Source organism: Pseudomonas sp. GLN_2, assembly GCF_043106005.1.
In the GTDB taxonomy this organism is placed as follows: domain Bacteria; phylum Pseudomonadota; class Gammaproteobacteria; order Pseudomonadales; family Pseudomonadaceae; genus Aquipseudomonas; species Aquipseudomonas alloputida.
In genome coordinates, this window is record NZ_JBICMC010000065.1 from 50,735 (window position 1) to 67,587 (window position 16,853).

The following is a 16,853-nucleotide window of genomic DNA, read 5'->3' on the forward strand; positions in this document are numbered from 1 at the left end:
TTTCACCCACCCGCGCAGCTTGGAGTTTAGGCACGATCTAAAGGTTGCGTTGTTGATTGCGAAAAATTTGCTGTCACAGGACTGCACCGGCTGCGACATAAAGTCCCGTGGAGCCTTGCAAGGCGCGCGCGGGCAGCGCCAGAATGCTGCGTATCTGCCCGCCGAAGTAAGGAAACCCAATGCCCGATCCTGTCGCTGCGCGCCTGCGTCTTGCGCCTGAAGCCCTGACCCGGCGTTTCTCACCCGAGCAGTTTGCTTTTACCCATACCGACGATCTGGAGCCGTTTCGCGGAGTTCTGGGCCAGGAACGTGCTGTCGAGGCCCTGCAGTTTGGCGTGGCCATGCCGCGTCCTGGTTACAATGTGTATGTGATGGGCGAGCCCGGCACCGGGCGCTTCTCGTTCGTCAAGCGCTACCTCAAGGCCGAGGGCAAGCGCCAGCAGACCCCGGCCGACTGGGTCTACGTCAACCACTTCGACGACACCCGTGAACCACGCGCACTGGAGCTACCGTCCGGAAGCGCCGCCGAGTTCATCAGCGACATGGGCGGATTGATCGACAACCTGCTGTCGACGTTCCCGGCGGTGTTCGAACACCCGTCCTACCAGCAGAAGAAGGGCGCCATCGACCGCGCTTTCAACCAGCGTTATGACCGTGCTCTGGATGTGATCGAGCGCGCGTCGCTGGAAAAGGACGTGGCCTTGTACCGCGATGCCAGCAACGTCGCCTTCACGCCGATGGCGGATGGCAAGGCGCTGGATGAAGCTGAATTTGCCCAATTGCCGGAGGAGGTGCGCGAGCAGTTCCACGAGGACATTGCCCTGCTTGAGGAGCGCCTCAACGAAGAGCTGGCCAGCCTGCCGCAATGGAAGCGCGAATCGAACAACCAGCTGCGCCAGCTCAACGAAGAAACCATCACCCTGGCACTCCAGCCGTTGCTGGCGCCGCTGTCGGAAAAGTACGCCGAAAACGCGGCGGTTTGCGCCTACCTGCAATCGGTGCAATTGAACCTGTTGCGTACGCTGGTCGAGCAACTGGTCGATGACAGCAAGTCCGACGCTGTGGCCCGCAAGCTGCTCGAAGAGCAGTACGCGCCCAGCCTGGTGGTGGGCCATCACGCTGACGGTGGTGCGCCGGTGGTGTTCGAGCCGCACCCGACCTACGACAATTTGTTTGGCCGTATCGAATACAGCACCGACCAAGGTGCGCTGTATACCTCCTATCGCCAACTGCGCCCAGGCGCGCTGCACCGGGCCAACGGCGGCTTCCTGATTCTGGAAGCCGAGAAAATGCTGGGCGAGCCGTTCGTATGGGACGCGCTCAAGCGTGCGCTGCAGTCGCGCAAGCTGAAGATGGAGTCGCCGATCGGTGAGCTGGGCCGTGTTGCTACTGTCAGCCTGCAGCCGCAGGTGATTCCGCTGAACGTCAAACTGGTGATCATCGGCTCGCGCCAGCTGTACTACGCGCTGCAGGACCACGACCCGGACTTCCAGGAGATGTTCCGCGTGCTGGTGGACTTCGATGAAGACATGCCGATGGTCGACGAGAACCTGGAGCAGTTCGCCCAGCTGTTGCGCACCCGCACCAACGAAGAGGGCATGGCGCCGCTGACCAGTGACGCGGTGGCGCGTCTGGCCACCTACAGTGCGCGTCTGGCTGAAAACCAGTCGCGCCTGTCGGCGCGTATCGGCGACCTGTTCCAGTTGGTCAGCGAGGCTGATTTCATTCGCCAGCTGGCCAGTGACGAAATGACCGACGCAGGCCACATCGAGCGTGCGCTCAAGGCCAAGGCCACCCGTACCGGTCGTGTGTCGCAACGGGTGCTGGACGACATGCTCGCCGGCATCATCCTGATCGACACAGAAGGCGCGGCCATCGGCAAGTGCAACGGCCTGACCGTGCTGGAAGTGGGTGACTCGGCGTTCGGCATGCCCGCGCGTATTTCGGCCACCGTCTACCCCGGCGGCAGCGGTATTGTCGATATCGAGCGTGAGGTCAACCTTGGCCAGCCGATCCACTCCAAAGGGGTGATGATCCTCACCGGTTACCTGGGCAGCCGCTATGCCCAGGAGTTCCCGCTGGCGATCTCCGCGAGCATCGCCCTGGAGCAGTCCTACGGCTACGTGGACGGCGACAGCGCCTCGCTGGGCGAAGCCTGCACGCTGATCTCGGCCTTGTCGCGCACACCGCTCAAGCAGTGCTTCGCCATTACAGGTTCCATCAACCAGTTCGGTGAAGTGCAGGCGGTGGGTGGGGTGAACGAGAAGATCGAGGGCTTCTTCCGCCTCTGCGAGGCGCGTGGCCTGACCGGCGAGCAGGGGGTGATCATTCCGCGTGCCAACGTCGCCACCCTGATGCTTGACGAGCGCGTGTTGCAGGCGGTGGAGAACGGCATGTTCCACGTCTACGCGGTCAGCCAGGCTGATGAGGCGCTGAGCCTGTTGGTGGGCGAGGAGGCCGGGGTACTCGACGACAAGGGGCTGTTCACCGAGGGCAGCGTCAACGCTCGGGTGGTGGAGCGCCTGCGTGAAATTGCCGAGATGATCAGCGAGGAAGACATCGAGAAGGCAGAAAAGGAACGCCTGGAAGAGGTAATTGCCCAGGCCAAACCAGCCTGAGTCAATAAACTGGCGCTGGCGGCGATGTGCTACCGTTCAGCGCCAGTTTTCCATCTTTCTGTACTGTTCCTCTATGCTGGAACTTAAGGACGGTACAGCGTTCAGGATGGAAACAGCCTGAGGGTTTCGGGCTGAACAAGGCTCATTGGAGGGGACGCGGCCATGCGCAACCTCAGCCTCACACGCCAGTGCCTGGGCCTGGTGACCCGTATCGAATGCAGCATCCGCCCGCTGGCCGGTGACAACGGCATGTGGACGTTGCTGTTCGCCGCCGGCATGGCCGGTGAACAACCCTCCGCGATCAAGGCGCAGGGCCCGTTTCATGGGCCACTGGTGGCCGAGTCGGTGCTCAATGCCATTGTCGACAGCCTGACCCTGCATGGGTACCAGGTGGCCGAGGACCCGCAGATCTGGTGTTTGCATTTGCAGGCGCAGTTGCGGCGGATCAATGGTGAGCGGTGTCGCAATCTGGGGGATTACCAATTTCATCCTGAGACCTGAAGAATGCCGGGGCCGCTTTGCGGCCCATCGCGACACAAGGCCGCTCCCACAGGTACAGCATCGCCTTGCTGTGAGAGTGTGGCCTTGTGTCGCGATCAGGCTGCGGAGCAGCCCCCGGGCTTTTGCTGTAACAGGTGGCTGGCTATACTCGCCGTCGCTTTTTTAGTCACCTGATGAGTCCTGAACTTCATGGAACGTATCCTCGAAAACGCGATGTATGCCTCGCGCTGGCTGCTCGCACCGATCTACTTCGGCCTGTCCCTCGGCCTGCTGGCCCTGGCGCTGAAATTCTTCCAGGAAGTGGTCCACGTCCTGCCCAACGTCTTTGCCCTCAGCGAAGCCGACCTGATCCTGGTGATCCTGTCGCTGATTGACATGTCGCTGGTCGGTGGCCTGCTGGTGATGGTGATGATTTCCGGTTACGAGAACTTCGTCTCGCAGCTGGACATCGATGAAAGCAAGGAAAAGCTCAACTGGCTGGGCAAGATGGACTCCTCGTCGCTGAAGATGAAGGTTGCCGCGTCGATCGTGGCGATTTCGTCCATTCACCTGCTGCGGGTGTTCATGGATGCGCAGAACATCTCCACCGATTACCTGATGTGGTACGTGATCATCCACATGACCTTCGTGGTCTCGGCGTTCTGCATGGGCTACCTGGACAAGCTGACCAAGCACTGAGTCCTGCCAGGCCTCACTGCAATTCCTGGGGGGGGCGGGCATGCCCGCTCCCACAGAGATCAACTGACGAGTGGCGTCAGTCATGCCTTGCGCATTCTCCCTTCCTGTACAAAAAATGAGCTCTCATGCGTGGTTCCCATCGCGAGGTGCTCTCATGAACCTGCATCAGCTCAATACCGAGGCCAGGGCTGGCCATGTCGAAGAACTGAACCTGATCGCCATCGAGGGCGGTGACTACCTGCTCGAGGCCCGGGTCAAAGGCCATGCTCACCCCCTGTCCGATACCCGCGGTGAACGCTTGCGCGTGCACTCGGTGGAGGATGCGCGCAAGTTGCTGCTAACCATCCCCATGGTCTCGATGAACCTGGTGCACTGGTCGGTGCAGGACGAAATGTGCGGCATGGGTACGCACCCGGAAGAAGACCTGAAGGTGCCGATTTCCCAGCGTTCGGCCTGGTAGCTGCTCGCAGCGCCCCAGTGTGCTAGGCTGCTCGCCCTTTTTATCAAGGGCGCGGCTGCATTGCGCCCTGCAGTGGAGCACGACAATGTCCGAACTCAACCTGTCTACCGACGAAACGCGCGTCAGCTACGGTATCGGCCGTCAGCTGGGCGGCCAGCTGCGCGACAACCCGCCGCCAGGCGTTAGCCTGGAAGCCATCCTGGCCGGCCTGACCGACGCCTTCAACGGTGCCGACAGCCGCGTCAGCGAAGCCGACCTGTCGGCCAGCTTCAAGGTCATCCGTGAGGTGATGCAAGCCGAAGCTGCAGCCAAGGCCGAAGCCGCCGCTGCTGCTGGCAAGGAGTTCCTGGTCGAGAACGCCAAGCGTGAAGGCATCACCACGCTGGCTTCGGGCCTGCAGTTCGAAGTGCTGACCGCTGGCGAAGGCGCCAAGCCGACCCGCGAAGACAACGTGCGTACGCACTACCACGGCACCCTGATCGACGGCACCGTGTTCGACAGCTCCTACGAGCGTGGCCAGCCGGCTGAATTCCCGGTCGGCGGCGTGATCGCTGGCTGGACCGAAGCCCTGCAGCTGATGAACGCTGGCAGCAAATGGCGCCTGTACGTGCCAAGCGAGCTGGCTTACGGCGCCCAAGGCGTTGGCAGCATCCCGCCGCACAGCGTACTGGTGTTCGACGTCGAGCTGCTCGACGTTCTGTAATGCCCTAGAGGCCGGCCCTGCCGGCCTCAATTCCAGTCTGTCCCCCCAGGGCGCAATGCCCGCGCATAGCAGAACAGAAACAGATTCCGTACCAGTTCCTTGAGCACCCCCGGCTCACTCGAATTCAGCCCGCTCATGTCCAGGTCACCCTGGTCACGCAGTTCGTCGAGGGCTTCTTCTTCAAGCACCGCGCACACTTCGCCGGTTTCCCGATGAAGAATGCGCAGGTAGGGGTGAGGGCGTTCCAGCCAGGCGTCGATCAGATAAGTCATGGCAATTCTCCTTGGACAGCAATTCCAATGAGAATAATTCTTATTACGTAAATGGCAAGCGCCAATTGCCGGATTTTTGTGTAATCAGACTTTGCGGACGAACTCGGACTTCAGTTTCATGGCACCGATGCCGTCGATTTTGCAGTCGATGTCGTGGTCGCCGTCGCACAGGCGGATGTTCTTGACCTTGGTGCCAACCTTGACCACCAGGGACGAACCCTTGACCTTGAGGTCCTTGATCACGGTGACGGTGTCACCGTCTTGCAGGATGTTGCCGACCGAATCCTTTTTCACCACCTCGTCACTGGCCGCCTCGGCATCGCCGCCGGCCGACCACTCGTGGGCGCATTCAGGGCAGATCAGCTGAGTGCCATCCTCATAGGTGTATTCGGAGTTGCATTTTGGGCAGGGTGGCAGAGTGCTCACTTCGGTTCCTCAAACAAACAGACGGGCGGTTAAAAGCCCACATTGTAAAAGGTAATTTCCCGGAAGTGATTATGTCCGGACAAAAAGCATCGCGGGCAAGCCGGCTCCCACAAATGGTGTAGGAGCGGGCTTGCCCGCGAATGAAGGCGACTCGGTCTGTCAGTGCGTACGCGCGACCGCAAACTCGCTCAGTTCAACCAGCGCATCCCGGTATTCACTGGCAGGCAGCACTTCGAGGCAGGCGATGGCACGCTTCACGTAATCGCGTGCCAGCTCGGCGGTGTACTGCAGCGCGCCCGACTCCTCGACCGCGACGCGAATCTGTTCCAGATCTTCCAGGCCACCCTTCTGGATCGCCTGGCGTACCAGCGCCGCCTGCTCGGCAGTGCCTTCGCGCATGGTGTAGATCAGTGGCAGGGTAGGTTTGCCCTCGGCCAGGTCGTCACCGACGTTCTTGCCCAGGGTCTGCGAGTCACCCTTGTAGTCCAGCAGGTCGTCGACCAGTTGGAAGGCCACGCCCAGATGGTCGCCAAAGGTACGCAGGGCTTCGCGCTGCTCGTCGGTGGCCTGGGCCAGTGCCGCAGCACTGTGGGTAGACGCTTCGAACAGCATCGCCGTCTTGCCGCGAATGACCTCCATGTAGACTTCCTCGGTGGTGCTGGCGTCGCGTACGCGCGACAGTTGCAGCACTTCACCTTCGGCAATCACCCGGGTGGCCTTGGACAGAATCTGCATGACCGGCATCGAGCCCAGTTCGACCATCATTTCGAACGAGCGCGAATAAAGGAAGTCGCCCACCAGCACGCTCGGCGCGTTGCCCCACAGGGCATTGGCGGTAGAGCGGCCACGGCGCATGCCGGACATGTCGACCACGTCGTCGTGCAGCAGGGTGGCGGTGTGCAGGAACTCGATGGTGGCGGCCAGCAGGCGCAGGTCGTCGCCTTCGCGGCCCAGGGCCTTGCCACACAGCAGTACCAGCAGGGGACGCAGGCGCTTGCCACCGGCGGACGTGATATAGTCGCCGATCTTCGATACCAGCGGCACGCGCGAGGTCAGCTGCTTCTTGATGATCTCGTCGACGGCGCTGAAATCATCAGCCACCGCGCGGTAGAAGGTTTGGGGTTGCATCGGCTGCTCCAGTGAGGTTGCGCGGCATGCTAGGTCGCAGGTCCCGGTGTGTCAAGGCGCGGTGCCCGCTGGCCGGGGGCGGCACTTGCAAGCAAAACCGCGGTTGCGTACAATCGCGCACCCTAACTTCCTGGGCAGCACCTGCCTTACGCAATTGCGCCGGGCCGTTCCAGCCCTGTGCAGCCATGCCAGCCAATACTCATCATATAAAGCGCTGGGTGAGCAGGATTATCGGAGAAATACCATGTCTTACGCAGTAATCGTTACCGGCGGCAAGCAGTACAAAGTCGCTGAAGGTGAATTCCTCAAGATCGAAAAACTGGAAGTCGCCACTGGCGAATCCGTGACCTTCGATCGCGTTCTGCTGGTCGCCAACGGTGAAGAAGTCACCATCGGTGCTCCAGTTGTTGCTGGCGCTAAAGTAGTGGCCGAAGTCGTTTCGCAAGGCCGCCACGACAAGGTTCGCATCATCAAGTTCCGTCGTCGTAAGCACCACATGAAGCGTATGGGCCACCGCCAGTGGTTCACCGAGATCAAAATCACCGGCATCCAGGCTTAATCCCCTAGATCCCCTGAATTTATTTGGAGAATTGAACCATGGCTCACAAGAAGGCTGGTGGTAGTACTCGTAACGGTCGCGACTCAGAATCGAAACGCCTTGGCGTGAAGATGTATGGCGGCCAGGTTATCAAGCCAGGCAACATCATCGTCCGTCAGCGCGGTACCGAATTCCACGCTGGCTACGGCGTTGGCATGGGCAAGGACCACACCTTGTTCGCCAAGATCGAAGGCGTGATCAAGTTCGAGAAGAAAGGCGAGTTCATGCGCCGTTACGTGAGCATCGTCGCCGCTTAATCGCGACGTCGCTCCAGAAGCCCCGTCATGCGACGGGGCTTTTTCGTTTGTGGTGAGCCTCTTGCAAAGCTGTTTGTCTGGGTTGCCGGCGTTGGTTTCTACGGTCGTACGGGGCCGCCGCGCTCATTTTTGCAAGAGCCTCATGTTTTTGAGTCATTCAGCTCGTCTACCGACGAGAGGCGGTTTTAATGAAGTTTGTTGACGAAGTATCCATTCGGGTCAAGGCCGGTGACGGTGGCAACGGTTGCATGAGCTTCCGTCGCGAGAAGTTCATCGAGAACGGCGGCCCTAACGGCGGTGACGGCGGTGACGGTGGCTCGGTGTACATGATTGCCGACGAAAACCTGAACACCCTGGTCGACTACCGCTACACCCGTCACCATGAAGCCCAGCGTGGCTCCAACGGCGGTAGCACCGACTGCACCGGCAAGAAGGGTGAAGACCTGTTCCTGCGCGTGCCGGTCGGCACCACCGTGATCGATGCTTCCACACAGGAAGTGATCGGTGACCTGGTTACCCCCGGCCAGAAGCTGATGGTCGCGCAAGGTGGCTGGCACGGGCTGGGCAACACCCGTTTCAAGTCGAGCACCAACCGTGCACCGCGCCAGACCACCCCAGGCAAACCGGGTGAGCAGCGTGACCTGAAGATGGAAATGAAGGTGTTGGCCGACGTCGGCCTGCTGGGCTTGCCGAACGCTGGCAAGAGTACCTTCATCCGTTCGGTCTCGGCCGCCAAGCCGAAAGTCGCCGACTACCCGTTCACTACCCTGGTGCCAAACCTGGGCGTGGTCAGCGTCGACCGCTGGAAGAGCTTCGTCATCGCCGACATCCCCGGCCTGATCGAAGGCGCCTCTGAAGGTGCCGGTCTGGGTATTCGCTTCCTCAAGCACCTGGCGCGTACTCGCGTGCTGCTGCACCTGGTGGACATCGCGCCGCTGGACGAAAGCAGCCCGGCCGATGCCGCCGAAGTCATCGTCAACGAGCTGACCCGCTTCAGCCCGTCGCTGGCCGAGCGTGAGCGCTGGCTGGTGCTGAACAAGGCCGATATGGTCATGGACGACGAGCGTGACGAGCGTGTGCAGGAAGTGATCGATCGTCTGGAGTGGGAAGGCCCGGTCTACGTGATCTCGGCTATTTCCAAGCAGGGCACCGACAAGCTCAGCCACGACCTGATGCGCTACCTCGAAGACCGCGCCGACCGCCTGGCCAACGACCCGGCCTACGCCGAAGAGCTGGCCGACCTCGATCAGCGCATTGAAGACGAAGCCCGTGCCCAGCTGCAGGCCCTGGACGACGCCCGTACCCTGCGCCGTACCGGCGTCAAGAGCGTGCACGACATTGGCGACGATGACGGTTGGGACGATGATTTCGAGGACGACGAAGACGGTCCGGAAATCATTTACGTGCGCGACTGATCGGTTGCAGTACACTAAACGCCGCTCTCTGGAGCGGCGTTTTTGTATCCACGGTATCTACAGATTCGACATAGGTTGGAAGAAGATGCGAAGCAAGGTGACGGGCGCCAAGCGCTGGGTCGTTAAGATTGGCAGTGCTCTGCTGACCGCCGATGGCAAGGGCCTCGACCGCGGTGCAATGGCCGTTTGGGTCGAGCAGATGGTCGCGCTGCGTGAGGCAGGCGTGGAGTTGGTACTGGTCTCCTCCGGGGCCGTGGCTGCCGGCATGAGCCAGCTGGGCTGGACCAAGCGACCGAGTGCGATGAACGAGCTGCAGGCGGCTGCCTCGCTCGGCCAGATGCGCCTGGTGCAGGCCTGGGAGTCGAGCTTCGGGGAGCACGGGAAGCACACCGCGCAGATCCTGCTGACCCATGACGACCTGTCCGACCGCAAGCGTTACCTGAATGCCCGCAGCACCCTGCGCACCTTGGTCGATCTGGGTGTGGTGCCGGTGATCAACGAAAACGACACCGTGGTCACCGATGAGATCCGCTTTGGCGACAACGACACCCTGGCGGCGCTGGTGGCCAACCTGGTCGAGGCCGACCTGCTGGTGATCCTCACGGACCGCGATGGTATGTTCGATGCCGACCCGCGCAACAACCCCGAGGCGCAGTTGATCTACGAAGCCCGCGCCGACGACCCTTCACTGGATGCCGTGGCCGGTGGTACCGGTGGTGCCCTGGGTCGTGGCGGCATGCAGACCAAGCTGCGTGCGGCGCGCCTGGCTGCCCGTTCCGGTGCCCACACCATCATTATCGGTGGCCGCATCGAGCGCGTGCTGGACCGTCTGAAGGCGGGCGAGCGCCTGGGTACCTTGCTGTCCCCTGAGCGCGGCATGCTCGCTGCGCGCAAGCAGTGGCTGGCCGGTCACCTGCAAACCCGTGGCACTCTGGTGCTGGATGCCGGTGCCGTGCAAGCGCTGCGTCAGGCCAACAAGAGCTTGCTGCCGGTTGGCGTGAAGACAGTGCAGGGCAGCTTCCGTCGTGGCGAGATGGTGGTGTGCGTCGGCCCGGACGGTGTTGAAGTGGCTCGCGGCCTGGCCAACTACAGCGCCCTGGAGGCGCAGAAGATCATTGGTCAGTCGTCCGAAGCCATTGAGTCGATCCTTGGCTACAGCGCCGAGCCGGAACTTGTACACCGCGACAACCTGGTGCTGGTATGAGCCTGCTGAAGAGCGTAATCGCGGTGGCAGCGTGCGTGCTGCCGATGTTGGCTGGCGCCGAAGAGGTCGGCCAGGTGTCCACCGTGTTCAAGTTCCTCGGGCCGAACGACCGCATTGTGGTCGAGGCGTTCGATGACCCTAAGGTTGAGGGCGTGACGTGCTACCTGTCACGTGCCAAGACGGGCGGAGTGAAGGGGGGCTTGGGGCTGGCCGAGGACCGGGCGGAGGCATCGATTGCCTGTCGTCAGGTCGGGCCGATCAACTTCAGGGGTGAGCTCAAAGATGGCGAGGAAGTGTTCAAGGAACGCACCTCGCTGGTGTTCAAGACCATGCAGGTGGTGCGTTTTCTCGACAAGAAGCGCAACACGCTGGTGTACCTGGTGTACAGCGATCGCATGATCGAAGGCAGCCCGCAGAATGCGGTGACTGCCATTCCGATCCTGCCTTGGGCTCATTGATAGCCCGCTCCTGCATACGCATCGGTGGTTGGGCGCGGGCCGTCGTAGGCGCGGGTCCACCTGCGAAAGGGCCGGGCCTGCTGACCAATTTCCACCCGCCGTTCACCGTTGCCGTCGCCACCGTATTCGCGGGTAAACCCGCTCCTACACACGCATCGGTGGTTGGGCGCAGGCCGTCGTACGCATCGGTGACTGGACACAGGCCGCCGTAGGAGCGGGTTTACCCGCGAATGGGCCGCAACGCGGCCCCGGCTATCTCAGGCCAGCTCCTCGGCCTGATCCTCACGCACAACCGCCTTCACTTCATCCAGCCGGCTGATGAACTTCCAGTCCGCCTCGTCGATGTAGATGCCGTTCGGCCCGCTGCCACCTTCCAGGTCGATCGCAACGTGCGCCGAGACCTGTGGTTTCACACTCGCCAGGATCGGTACGAAGCCCAGTTGCTGGCTGGTCTCCAGCAGTGCCGCCTGGTTGCGTTCGTCGATGTCTGCCGCTTCGTCCAGGTAGTACGGTAGGCGAATGCGCCCGGCCAGGTCACGGTCCATCAGGTGCAGCAACAGGTACATGTTGGTCAGCGCCTTGATGGTCATGGTGGTGCCGTTGGACGCCGCACCGTCGATGTCGGCGTGGATGATCGGCTGGCCATTGACCTTGGTGATCTCGAACGCCAGCTCGAACAGGTCCTTCAGGCCCAGCTGGTTGTGGTTGGCCGCCACCAGCCGTGCCAGGTACTCCTTGGCCTCTTCGTTCTTGTTGTCCTGATCGGCACTCTGGGTCAGGTCGAAGACCGACAGGGTTTCGCCTTCTTCGTACTGGCCGGCACTGTGGATAATCTGGTCGATGTGCTTGAGCGCTTCCTTGTTCGGCGCCAGTACCACGCGGAAGCTTTCCAGGTTGGACACCTGGCGCTTGTTGATCTCGCGGTTGAACAGGGCCAGCTGGTGCTCAAGGCTGTCGTAGTCGCTGCGGATGTTGCGCAGGGTTCGGGCGATGTCGGTGACCGCAGCGCGGCGTGCCTTGGCCAAGGTCAGGGCTTCGTCGGTACGGTGCGCGTAGGCGTTCACCAGCAGTTGCAGGCGGCGTTCCATGTCGTCTTCGCTGTCGAACTTGGCAACGCCTTTGAGGCGCACCTGGGCGTACAGCGCCTCGATCTGGTTGTCCACCCGCTGCAGGCCTTGCCAGCTGTCCTGGTAGTCATTGAGCAGCGGCAGCAGGTTGTCCATCGAGTCGTCGATGGCTTCCATGTAAGGCGTGCCGTAGGGCAGGTCGGCCGGCAGCAGCTGGCGACGGCGCAGGGCGTCTTCCAGGGTGCGCTGCTTGGACTCGAGGTCGCCGAGCTGGCGGCCAACCAGTTGCAACTTGGCTGACAGCTGCTGGACGCGCTCGGTGAAGGCGTCGCTGGAGCGCTTGAGTTCGTCCTGGGCCGCTTCCAGCTGCGAGAGCTGTTCCAGCTTCTCGGGCTCTTCGGCGGTGAGGGTTTGGCTACGGCGGAAGTCTTCCAGCGCCTTCTGCGCGTCCAGCACTTCCTGGTACAGGGTTTCGGTCTGCGCTTTGGACGCGGAGCGGTCGGCGGCCACGGCCTGCTGGGTCTTGAGCTGCTTGAGTTCTTTTTCCAGGCGCTCTTTCTGGTCGCGCAGGGCGGCGCGGTCGGCCAGGGCCTGCAGGGCCGGTGGGTCGATGTGGGTCAGGTCGATGGCCAGGCCTGGGGCCTCGAAGCGCTCGCCCTTGAAGCCGTCCAACACCGCTTCCAGCGATTTTACCCACAGGTCACTGTCGTCCAGCTCGATGCCGCGGTCGCCCAGCGGCAGGCTGAACAGCGCACCGTTGAACAGGCGCATCAGGCGGTCGACGTCCTGCTGCGAGAACTCTTCGCGCAGGCGGGCATAGCTGTTGTTGTCAGCGTGGTCCAGCTGCTGCTTGACCTGCTTCAGGCGTTTTTCCAGGTCGCGTACGCGCTCGTCGAGGTCTTCGGCACTGAACTGCCGTGACTGGGCCAGCGCGCCGGCCAGCTCGTCGTGGGCGTCTTTGGCTGCCAGCAGTTGCTGCTCCAGTACCTTGACGTCATCGACCAGCGCAAAGCGGTGCTTGAGCACCGACAGCTCGCCTAGCCAGCGCTGGATACCGGTAATTTCACGCTCCAGGCGCATCAGCTCCTGGGTGCCGCCGCGCTGGTCGTTCTGCAGGCGGTCCTGCTCGCCACGGTAGTGCTCGGACTGGATGACCAGCTCTTCCTTGCGCGCCATGGCGTATTCCTGCCAGGTGCCCAGCAGGGTGTCGAGCACAGGCGAAATGCGGTGCAGCTTGCCACGCAGGATGTCGCGCTGGGCCACGCCACCGGCCAGGGCCTCGACCAACGGGCCGGCAGCGACCAGGGCGTTGTAGTCCTGCTCCATGCGGCGTACGTCGCGGAAGGCTTCCTCGCACGCAGCGATGTAGTCGACGCTGCCCGACCGCAGGCTGTGCTCGAAGGCGTCGAGGAACAGCTGCTTGAGCTTGGCGGCGGTGATCTCACGCATGTGCAGCAGGTTGATGAACAGCGCGCGGAAGGTTTTCAGGCTTTGCTCGCTGGTGGAGCGCAGCGGGATCATGGTCAGGTCCAGCGGCACCGAAGTGTGTCCGCCCACCAGCAGCCGGCGCAGTTCGTCCGGCTTCAGTTCGTAAGCCTTGATCCCCAGGCGTTCAAGGTTGGTGAACAGCTCTTTCTGACGCAGGCAGGTGTCGTTCTTCTGGTAGTGGGCCAGGTCCAGTTCGCCCTTGTAGGCGAAGAATTGGTGGCCGAAACCGCCACCCGGGCCGCGCCCGACCACACCAATCACGTGCGTGCCGTGGGGCAGGCTCAGTTCGCAAAGAATGTACGACGTGTCGCTGGCGAAGTAGAAGCGGCGCGATTGCTCAAGGCTGTACTTGCCGAAACTCATGTCCGACATGCGTGCCAGGATCGGGAACTGCAGGGCGTTGATCGACGCCGATTTACCCAGGTTGTTGGCGCCGTATACCGACAGCGGGTGCTCCAGCGGGAACAGGCCAAGGCTGTAGCCGGCGGTGTTGAGCAATGCGAAGCGGCGGATGCCGTAGCGTTCCTGGCTCATGCGTCAATCTCCTGTTGCTCTTCGCGGATGGCCCGGGCCAAGGCGTCCTCTTCGCTTTCCTCGCCCTGGAAAGGCGTGAGGTCGAGCGGGTCGTCGGTACGGTTGAGTTCTTCGGCGCTTTCTTCCTCGACCAGTACCGGGGTCGGCAGCGGCAGGGCGCTGTGCAGGGTGGCGGCCAGGTCGCGGTCCTGCTGCACCGAAAGGCACACATCGAGGAAGCGATGCATGGGCGGCAGGAAGCGATAGATGCCGCCTTCCTCATGGGCGAAGCCGAGTTGGGTCATGCGCCGCAGGATTTTTTCTTCCAGCTCGTCCACGGTCTGCACTTCGGCCTGCAGGAACAGGTCGCGGTACTTGTCCAGCAGCGAGGGCAGTTCGTCGCGACCGATGCTGCCGCCATCGAGCACGGCCATCGGGTCGCGGCCCTGGTCAGCAAGGTGCTCGACCAGGATGAAGGTGAACAGCGACAGGCGCTGCGCGGTCTTGTTGACCTGCGCGGCGGTCATGTCCGGTACGAAGTAGTAGAAACCACGGGTATCGCACACCAGTTCGAAGCCCAAGGCCTTGAACAGGGTGCGGTACTGGTCCTGGAAGTTCGACAGCTGGGCGTACAGCTCAGGGTCGCGCCGGCTGACGTGGAAGCCTTTGAACAGCTCGCGGAAGATCGGCGCGAGCTGGGACAGTTCGGAAAGATCAAGATGCATGGGCTGGGCTCGCGTTGGGTTCGGTAGGCGCGCTAGGGGCGTCTTCGCGGCTGGAGGTCAGGGCGAACGAATGCAGGCTGACCAAATGTTCCTGAGTGGTGTATTCGCGGCGGTCGAGGCGTTCGCGCTTGAAGCGCTTTTCCCGCGACAGGCGCGAGAACCAGTACAGCAGCTCGTCGGTGGCGCCTTCGGGCTCCTGCTCCAGCAGCCAGACCATCAAGTCGGGCAGTGGCAGGGCCTGTTCGCAGCGTTCGGCCATTTCCTTGACCGTGCGCGGGGCACGGGGCAGGGCGCCGGACTGGGTCTTGTGGGCTTTGGGGAAGCGCGCCGGTTTGGGCTCGAAGCGGGCCAGTGCGTAAACGTAGGCCTCGACCTGGCTGGCACTGCCAAGAAAGGTGCTTTGCGGGCGGGTGAACATCGGCATGGCCGCCTGCGGCACGGCATCGATGCCCTTGCGCCGGATCACCGACAGGGCCAGTGCGGCGCCGCGGGTCACGGCGTTGTGCCGGCGGGCTTCTTCGCGCAGCGGCAGCAGCAGTTCGCGGGCGTGGCGCAGGGTCAACTGGGCGCTGGTCTGCATTTCCAGGATGCGCGCGTGGGTGCGCAGCAGCATGTCGTCGTCGACCAGGTGGCCCAGGCGCGCCTGTTCGCCCAGCAGTTTCAGCAGCACGGTCTCGACCTTGCGTACACCCTGCTCGAAGGCGCCGTCGGCGTTGACCAGCTGGATCATCGGCTCGACGTATTCGTCCCAGGTGGCCAGCACTTCGGCATAACGTTGGCGCAGCGGAATCTGGCGGTTGCTGGTCTTGGCCCGTTCGGCCACGGCCACCAGTGCCTGCTCGTCGTTGTCGAGCTTTTTCAGCACATCGCGCACACGCATGTCGAGCAGGCGCAGCTGGCGTGCCAGGTCGTCGCTGTCGCGGTTGTCGAAGGCATCCTGGATGTGCCCGGCCAGGCGCTCCAGGTGGCGCAAGTAGGCTTCGATCTCCAGGCACAGGCCCAGCCGGTGTTCGCGGCGCAGGTAGGCGAGGAAGTCGTGGATCTGCGCGTTGAGCTCGAAACGGTTCGGGCTCTTGGCCACCGGGACCAGGATATCCAGGCGGATCCACACGTCGAGTAGCTGGGTGATGTCCTGCGGGGTGCTTTCGAGCTGCTGGCGGGCCACATGCTGGCGCAGTTCGACCAGGCTCAGGGTGCCCTGGTCGAAACGCTCGCACAGCGGCTCGATCAGGGCCCAGTGTTCGGCTAGGGCGCGCAGGACGCGCTTGGGTTCGATCATTGGCTTCGACTCGTTGCCAAGAAAAAGGGGGCGATTGTACTGCATTCGCGGGGGTGGTTTTTACCCCTTGGTCTGTAATGAGAGATAACCTTTTGGTTTGTGGATGTATGTCGTTGTTCTAGTGGCACTCGTTAGATCGAGCGCCGCCCGCGCGGCGCATCGCGACGCAAGGCCGCTTGTGTCTTGATGGGGGATTAGAATCTGGAGTGAGAGCGGTGAATGGCAAGCTGAATGCCGTAGGTGCCTTGAGCACGTGTGGGAGCACAAGCTGCCATTCACCGTTCCACTTTGGCGAGAGCCCGAACAGTTGGATGCGGCTCTGATCTCGAATCACAAGCGTGGGCCAAGCCAAAGTCCTCTCACTGTGTTGAGTTTAGGAGGTTTTGGTGATGGCTTCCTTCTTGGGTATCGATGTTTCCAGTCTCTCCCTTGATGCTGCGGTGCGGCCACAGGGCATCAAAATGCATTTAAGCAATGATCCCACAGGCTTTGAGGCGCTACTGGAGAGCCTTCGCAAGCTCAGTATCAAGCGCGTCCTGTTAGAGGCGACGGGTGGCTACGAGCGAGATGTCATGCGTTTTCTACAGGACGCTGGCTACAAGGTCATACGCGTTAATCCCAGGCGAGCCAGGTCATTCGCTGACTCTCTAGGCATCAAGGCCAAGACTGACGCCATCGACGCCGAGGTTCTGGCGCACTATGCCGAAGTCATTCCAGATCAACCCTCCCTGCGAATCAGCCCCGAACGAGCGCTTCTGCGAGAGTTGCTTCAGCAACGTGATCGGTTGGTTCAACAGCGAGATGACGACCTGCGGCGCCTGAAGCAGGTGCAATCGACTGCAGTTGCTAACTACCTGAATGCCAACCTGAAACACTTCAAAGCGCAGATCAAACTGGTTGAGCGTGAGATCGAACAGCAAACCGCGATGCTGAACGACGAACGGGTTACCCAACTGATTAAAGTGAAAGGCATTGGGATGGTGACAGCGGGCAAGCTAGTAGCGCTGCTGCCGGAGCTGGGTCGGGTTGAATCCAGAGAAATTGCCTCCCTGGTCGGAGTGGC

Annotated in this window: 17 protein-coding genes; 11 read left to right on the forward strand and 6 right to left on the reverse strand. The window is 62.0% G+C overall.

The window, feature by feature from the left end; translation table 11 throughout:
- The first annotated feature begins 179 nt into the window (after positions 1–179).
- From ACF8Q6_RS15365 to ACF8Q6_RS15385, 5 genes are all read left to right on the forward strand, one after another.
- Positions 180–2,618, forward strand: coding sequence for a Lon protease family protein (locus ACF8Q6_RS15365; RefSeq protein ID WP_004575710.1), 2,439 nt, complete (start codon positions 180–182; stop codon positions 2,616–2,618).
- A gap of 162 nt (positions 2,619–2,780) precedes the next feature.
- A complete protein-coding gene (locus ACF8Q6_RS15370) occupies positions 2,781–3,119 on the forward strand; it encodes a hypothetical protein (RefSeq protein WP_003247487.1) in 339 nt (112 codons plus the stop codon).
- Positions 3,120–3,308: 189 nt separating this feature from the next.
- Positions 3,309–3,797, forward strand: coding sequence for a TIGR00645 family protein (locus ACF8Q6_RS15375; protein ID WP_003247486.1), 489 nt, complete (start codon positions 3,309–3,311; stop codon positions 3,795–3,797).
- 154 nt (positions 3,798–3,951) lie between these two features.
- Entirely contained in the window at positions 3,952–4,257 is a 306-nt protein-coding gene (locus ACF8Q6_RS15380) for a DUF6482 family protein (protein WP_012051153.1), read from the forward strand.
- 85 nt (positions 4,258–4,342) lie between these two features.
- Entirely contained in the window at positions 4,343–4,960 is a 618-nt protein-coding gene (locus tag ACF8Q6_RS15385; RefSeq protein WP_003247482.1) for an FKBP-type peptidyl-prolyl cis-trans isomerase, read from the forward strand.
- A gap of 26 nt (positions 4,961–4,986) precedes the next feature.
- Here ACF8Q6_RS15385 and ACF8Q6_RS15390 read toward each other — a convergent pair whose 3' ends face one another.
- The 3 genes from ACF8Q6_RS15390 to ACF8Q6_RS15400 all read right to left on the reverse strand — a co-directional run bounded on the left by ACF8Q6_RS15390 (position 4,987) and on the right by ACF8Q6_RS15400 (position 6,786).
- A complete protein-coding gene (locus tag ACF8Q6_RS15390; RefSeq protein ID WP_010951938.1) occupies positions 4,987–5,232 on the reverse strand; it encodes a hypothetical protein in 246 nt (81 codons plus the stop codon).
- Positions 5,233–5,316: 84 nt separating this feature from the next.
- Positions 5,317–5,658, reverse strand: coding sequence for a zinc ribbon domain-containing protein YjdM (locus ACF8Q6_RS15395; protein WP_003247477.1), 342 nt, complete (start codon positions 5,656–5,658; stop codon positions 5,317–5,319).
- Between the two features lie 159 nt (positions 5,659–5,817).
- A complete protein-coding gene (locus ACF8Q6_RS15400; RefSeq protein ID WP_003247469.1) occupies positions 5,818–6,786 on the reverse strand; it encodes a polyprenyl synthetase family protein in 969 nt (322 codons plus the stop codon).
- A 244-nt stretch (positions 6,787–7,030) separates the two neighbouring features.
- Here ACF8Q6_RS15400 and rplU point away from each other — a divergent pair, with 244 nt between their 5' ends.
- From rplU to ACF8Q6_RS15425, 5 genes are all read left to right on the forward strand, one after another.
- Entirely contained in the window at positions 7,031–7,345 is a 315-nt protein-coding gene (gene rplU, locus ACF8Q6_RS15405; RefSeq protein WP_003247466.1) for a 50S ribosomal protein L21, read from the forward strand.
- Between the two features lie 38 nt (positions 7,346–7,383).
- Entirely contained in the window at positions 7,384–7,641 is a 258-nt protein-coding gene (gene rpmA / locus ACF8Q6_RS15410) for a 50S ribosomal protein L27 (protein ID WP_003247464.1), read from the forward strand.
- Between the two features lie 188 nt (positions 7,642–7,829).
- A complete protein-coding gene (gene cgtA / locus ACF8Q6_RS15415) occupies positions 7,830–9,056 on the forward strand; it encodes an Obg family GTPase CgtA (protein ID WP_003247460.1) in 1,227 nt (408 codons plus the stop codon).
- A gap of 85 nt (positions 9,057–9,141) precedes the next feature.
- Positions 9,142–10,260: a glutamate 5-kinase gene (proB, locus tag ACF8Q6_RS15420; protein ID WP_003247458.1), complete on the forward strand. Its 1,119-nt coding sequence runs from the start codon at positions 9,142–9,144 to the stop codon at positions 10,258–10,260.
- A complete protein-coding gene (locus ACF8Q6_RS15425; protein ID WP_392494385.1) occupies positions 10,257–10,718 on the forward strand; it encodes a CreA family protein in 462 nt (153 codons plus the stop codon). Before proB ends, ACF8Q6_RS15425 begins: the two co-directional genes overlap by 4 nt.
- Before the next feature lie 257 nt (positions 10,719–10,975).
- On the opposite strand, the gene mksF is transcribed toward ACF8Q6_RS15425, so the two are convergent.
- Genes mksF through mksB form a run of 3 tightly spaced genes read right to left on the reverse strand, consistent with a single transcriptional unit; the run spans position 10,976 to position 15,790 of the window.
- Complete coding sequence (gene mksF / locus ACF8Q6_RS15430) at positions 10,976–13,807, reverse strand: Mks condensin complex protein MksF (protein ID WP_003247454.1); 2,832 nt, start codon at positions 13,805–13,807, stop codon at positions 10,976–10,978.
- Complete coding sequence (gene mksE / locus ACF8Q6_RS15435) at positions 13,804–14,511, reverse strand: Mks condensin complex protein MksE (RefSeq protein WP_003247452.1); 708 nt, start codon at positions 14,509–14,511, stop codon at positions 13,804–13,806. The genes mksF and mksE overlap by 4 nt, the downstream gene beginning before the upstream one ends.
- Positions 14,501–15,790: an Mks condensin complex protein MksB gene (gene mksB, locus ACF8Q6_RS15440; protein WP_003247449.1), complete on the reverse strand. Its 1,290-nt coding sequence runs from the start codon at positions 15,788–15,790 to the stop codon at positions 14,501–14,503. Before mksB ends, mksE begins: the two co-directional genes overlap by 11 nt.
- Positions 15,791–16,179: 389 nt before the next feature.
- Here mksB and ACF8Q6_RS15445 point away from each other — a divergent pair.
- The coding region (locus tag ACF8Q6_RS15445) for a transposase (protein WP_392491951.1) at positions 16,180–16,853 on the forward strand (674 nt) is incomplete at its 3' end.

Coding starts and splice junctions, on each gene's coding strand:
- ACF8Q6_RS15365 (WP_004575710.1), top strand. CDS start 180: ATGCCCGATCCTGTCGCTGCGCGCCTGCGTCTTGCGCCTGAAGCCCTG.
- ACF8Q6_RS15370 (WP_003247487.1), top strand. CDS start 2,781: ATGCGCAACCTCAGCCTCACACGCCAGTGCCTGGGCCTGGTGACCCGT.
- ACF8Q6_RS15375 (WP_003247486.1), top strand. CDS start 3,309: ATGGAACGTATCCTCGAAAACGCGATGTATGCCTCGCGCTGGCTGCTC.
- ACF8Q6_RS15380 (WP_012051153.1), top strand. CDS start 3,952: ATGAACCTGCATCAGCTCAATACCGAGGCCAGGGCTGGCCATGTCGAA.
- ACF8Q6_RS15385 (WP_003247482.1), top strand. CDS start 4,343: ATGTCCGAACTCAACCTGTCTACCGACGAAACGCGCGTCAGCTACGGT.
- ACF8Q6_RS15390 (WP_010951938.1), bottom strand. CDS start 5,232: ATGACTTATCTGATCGACGCCTGGCTGGAACGCCCTCACCCCTACCTG.
- ACF8Q6_RS15400 (WP_003247469.1), bottom strand. CDS start 6,786: ATGCAACCCCAAACCTTCTACCGCGCGGTGGCTGATGATTTCAGCGCC.
- rplU (WP_003247466.1), top strand. CDS start 7,031: ATGTCTTACGCAGTAATCGTTACCGGCGGCAAGCAGTACAAAGTCGCT.
- rpmA (WP_003247464.1), top strand. CDS start 7,384: ATGGCTCACAAGAAGGCTGGTGGTAGTACTCGTAACGGTCGCGACTCA.
- cgtA (WP_003247460.1), top strand. CDS start 7,830: ATGAAGTTTGTTGACGAAGTATCCATTCGGGTCAAGGCCGGTGACGGT.
- proB (WP_003247458.1), top strand. CDS start 9,142: ATGCGAAGCAAGGTGACGGGCGCCAAGCGCTGGGTCGTTAAGATTGGC.
- ACF8Q6_RS15425 (WP_392494385.1), top strand. CDS start 10,257: ATGAGCCTGCTGAAGAGCGTAATCGCGGTGGCAGCGTGCGTGCTGCCG.
- mksF (WP_003247454.1), bottom strand. CDS start 13,807: ATGAGCCAGGAACGCTACGGCATCCGCCGCTTCGCATTGCTCAACACC.
- mksE (WP_003247452.1), bottom strand. CDS start 14,511: ATGCATCTTGATCTTTCCGAACTGTCCCAGCTCGCGCCGATCTTCCGC.
- mksB (WP_003247449.1), bottom strand. CDS start 15,790: ATGATCGAACCCAAGCGCGTCCTGCGCGCCCTAGCCGAACACTGGGCC.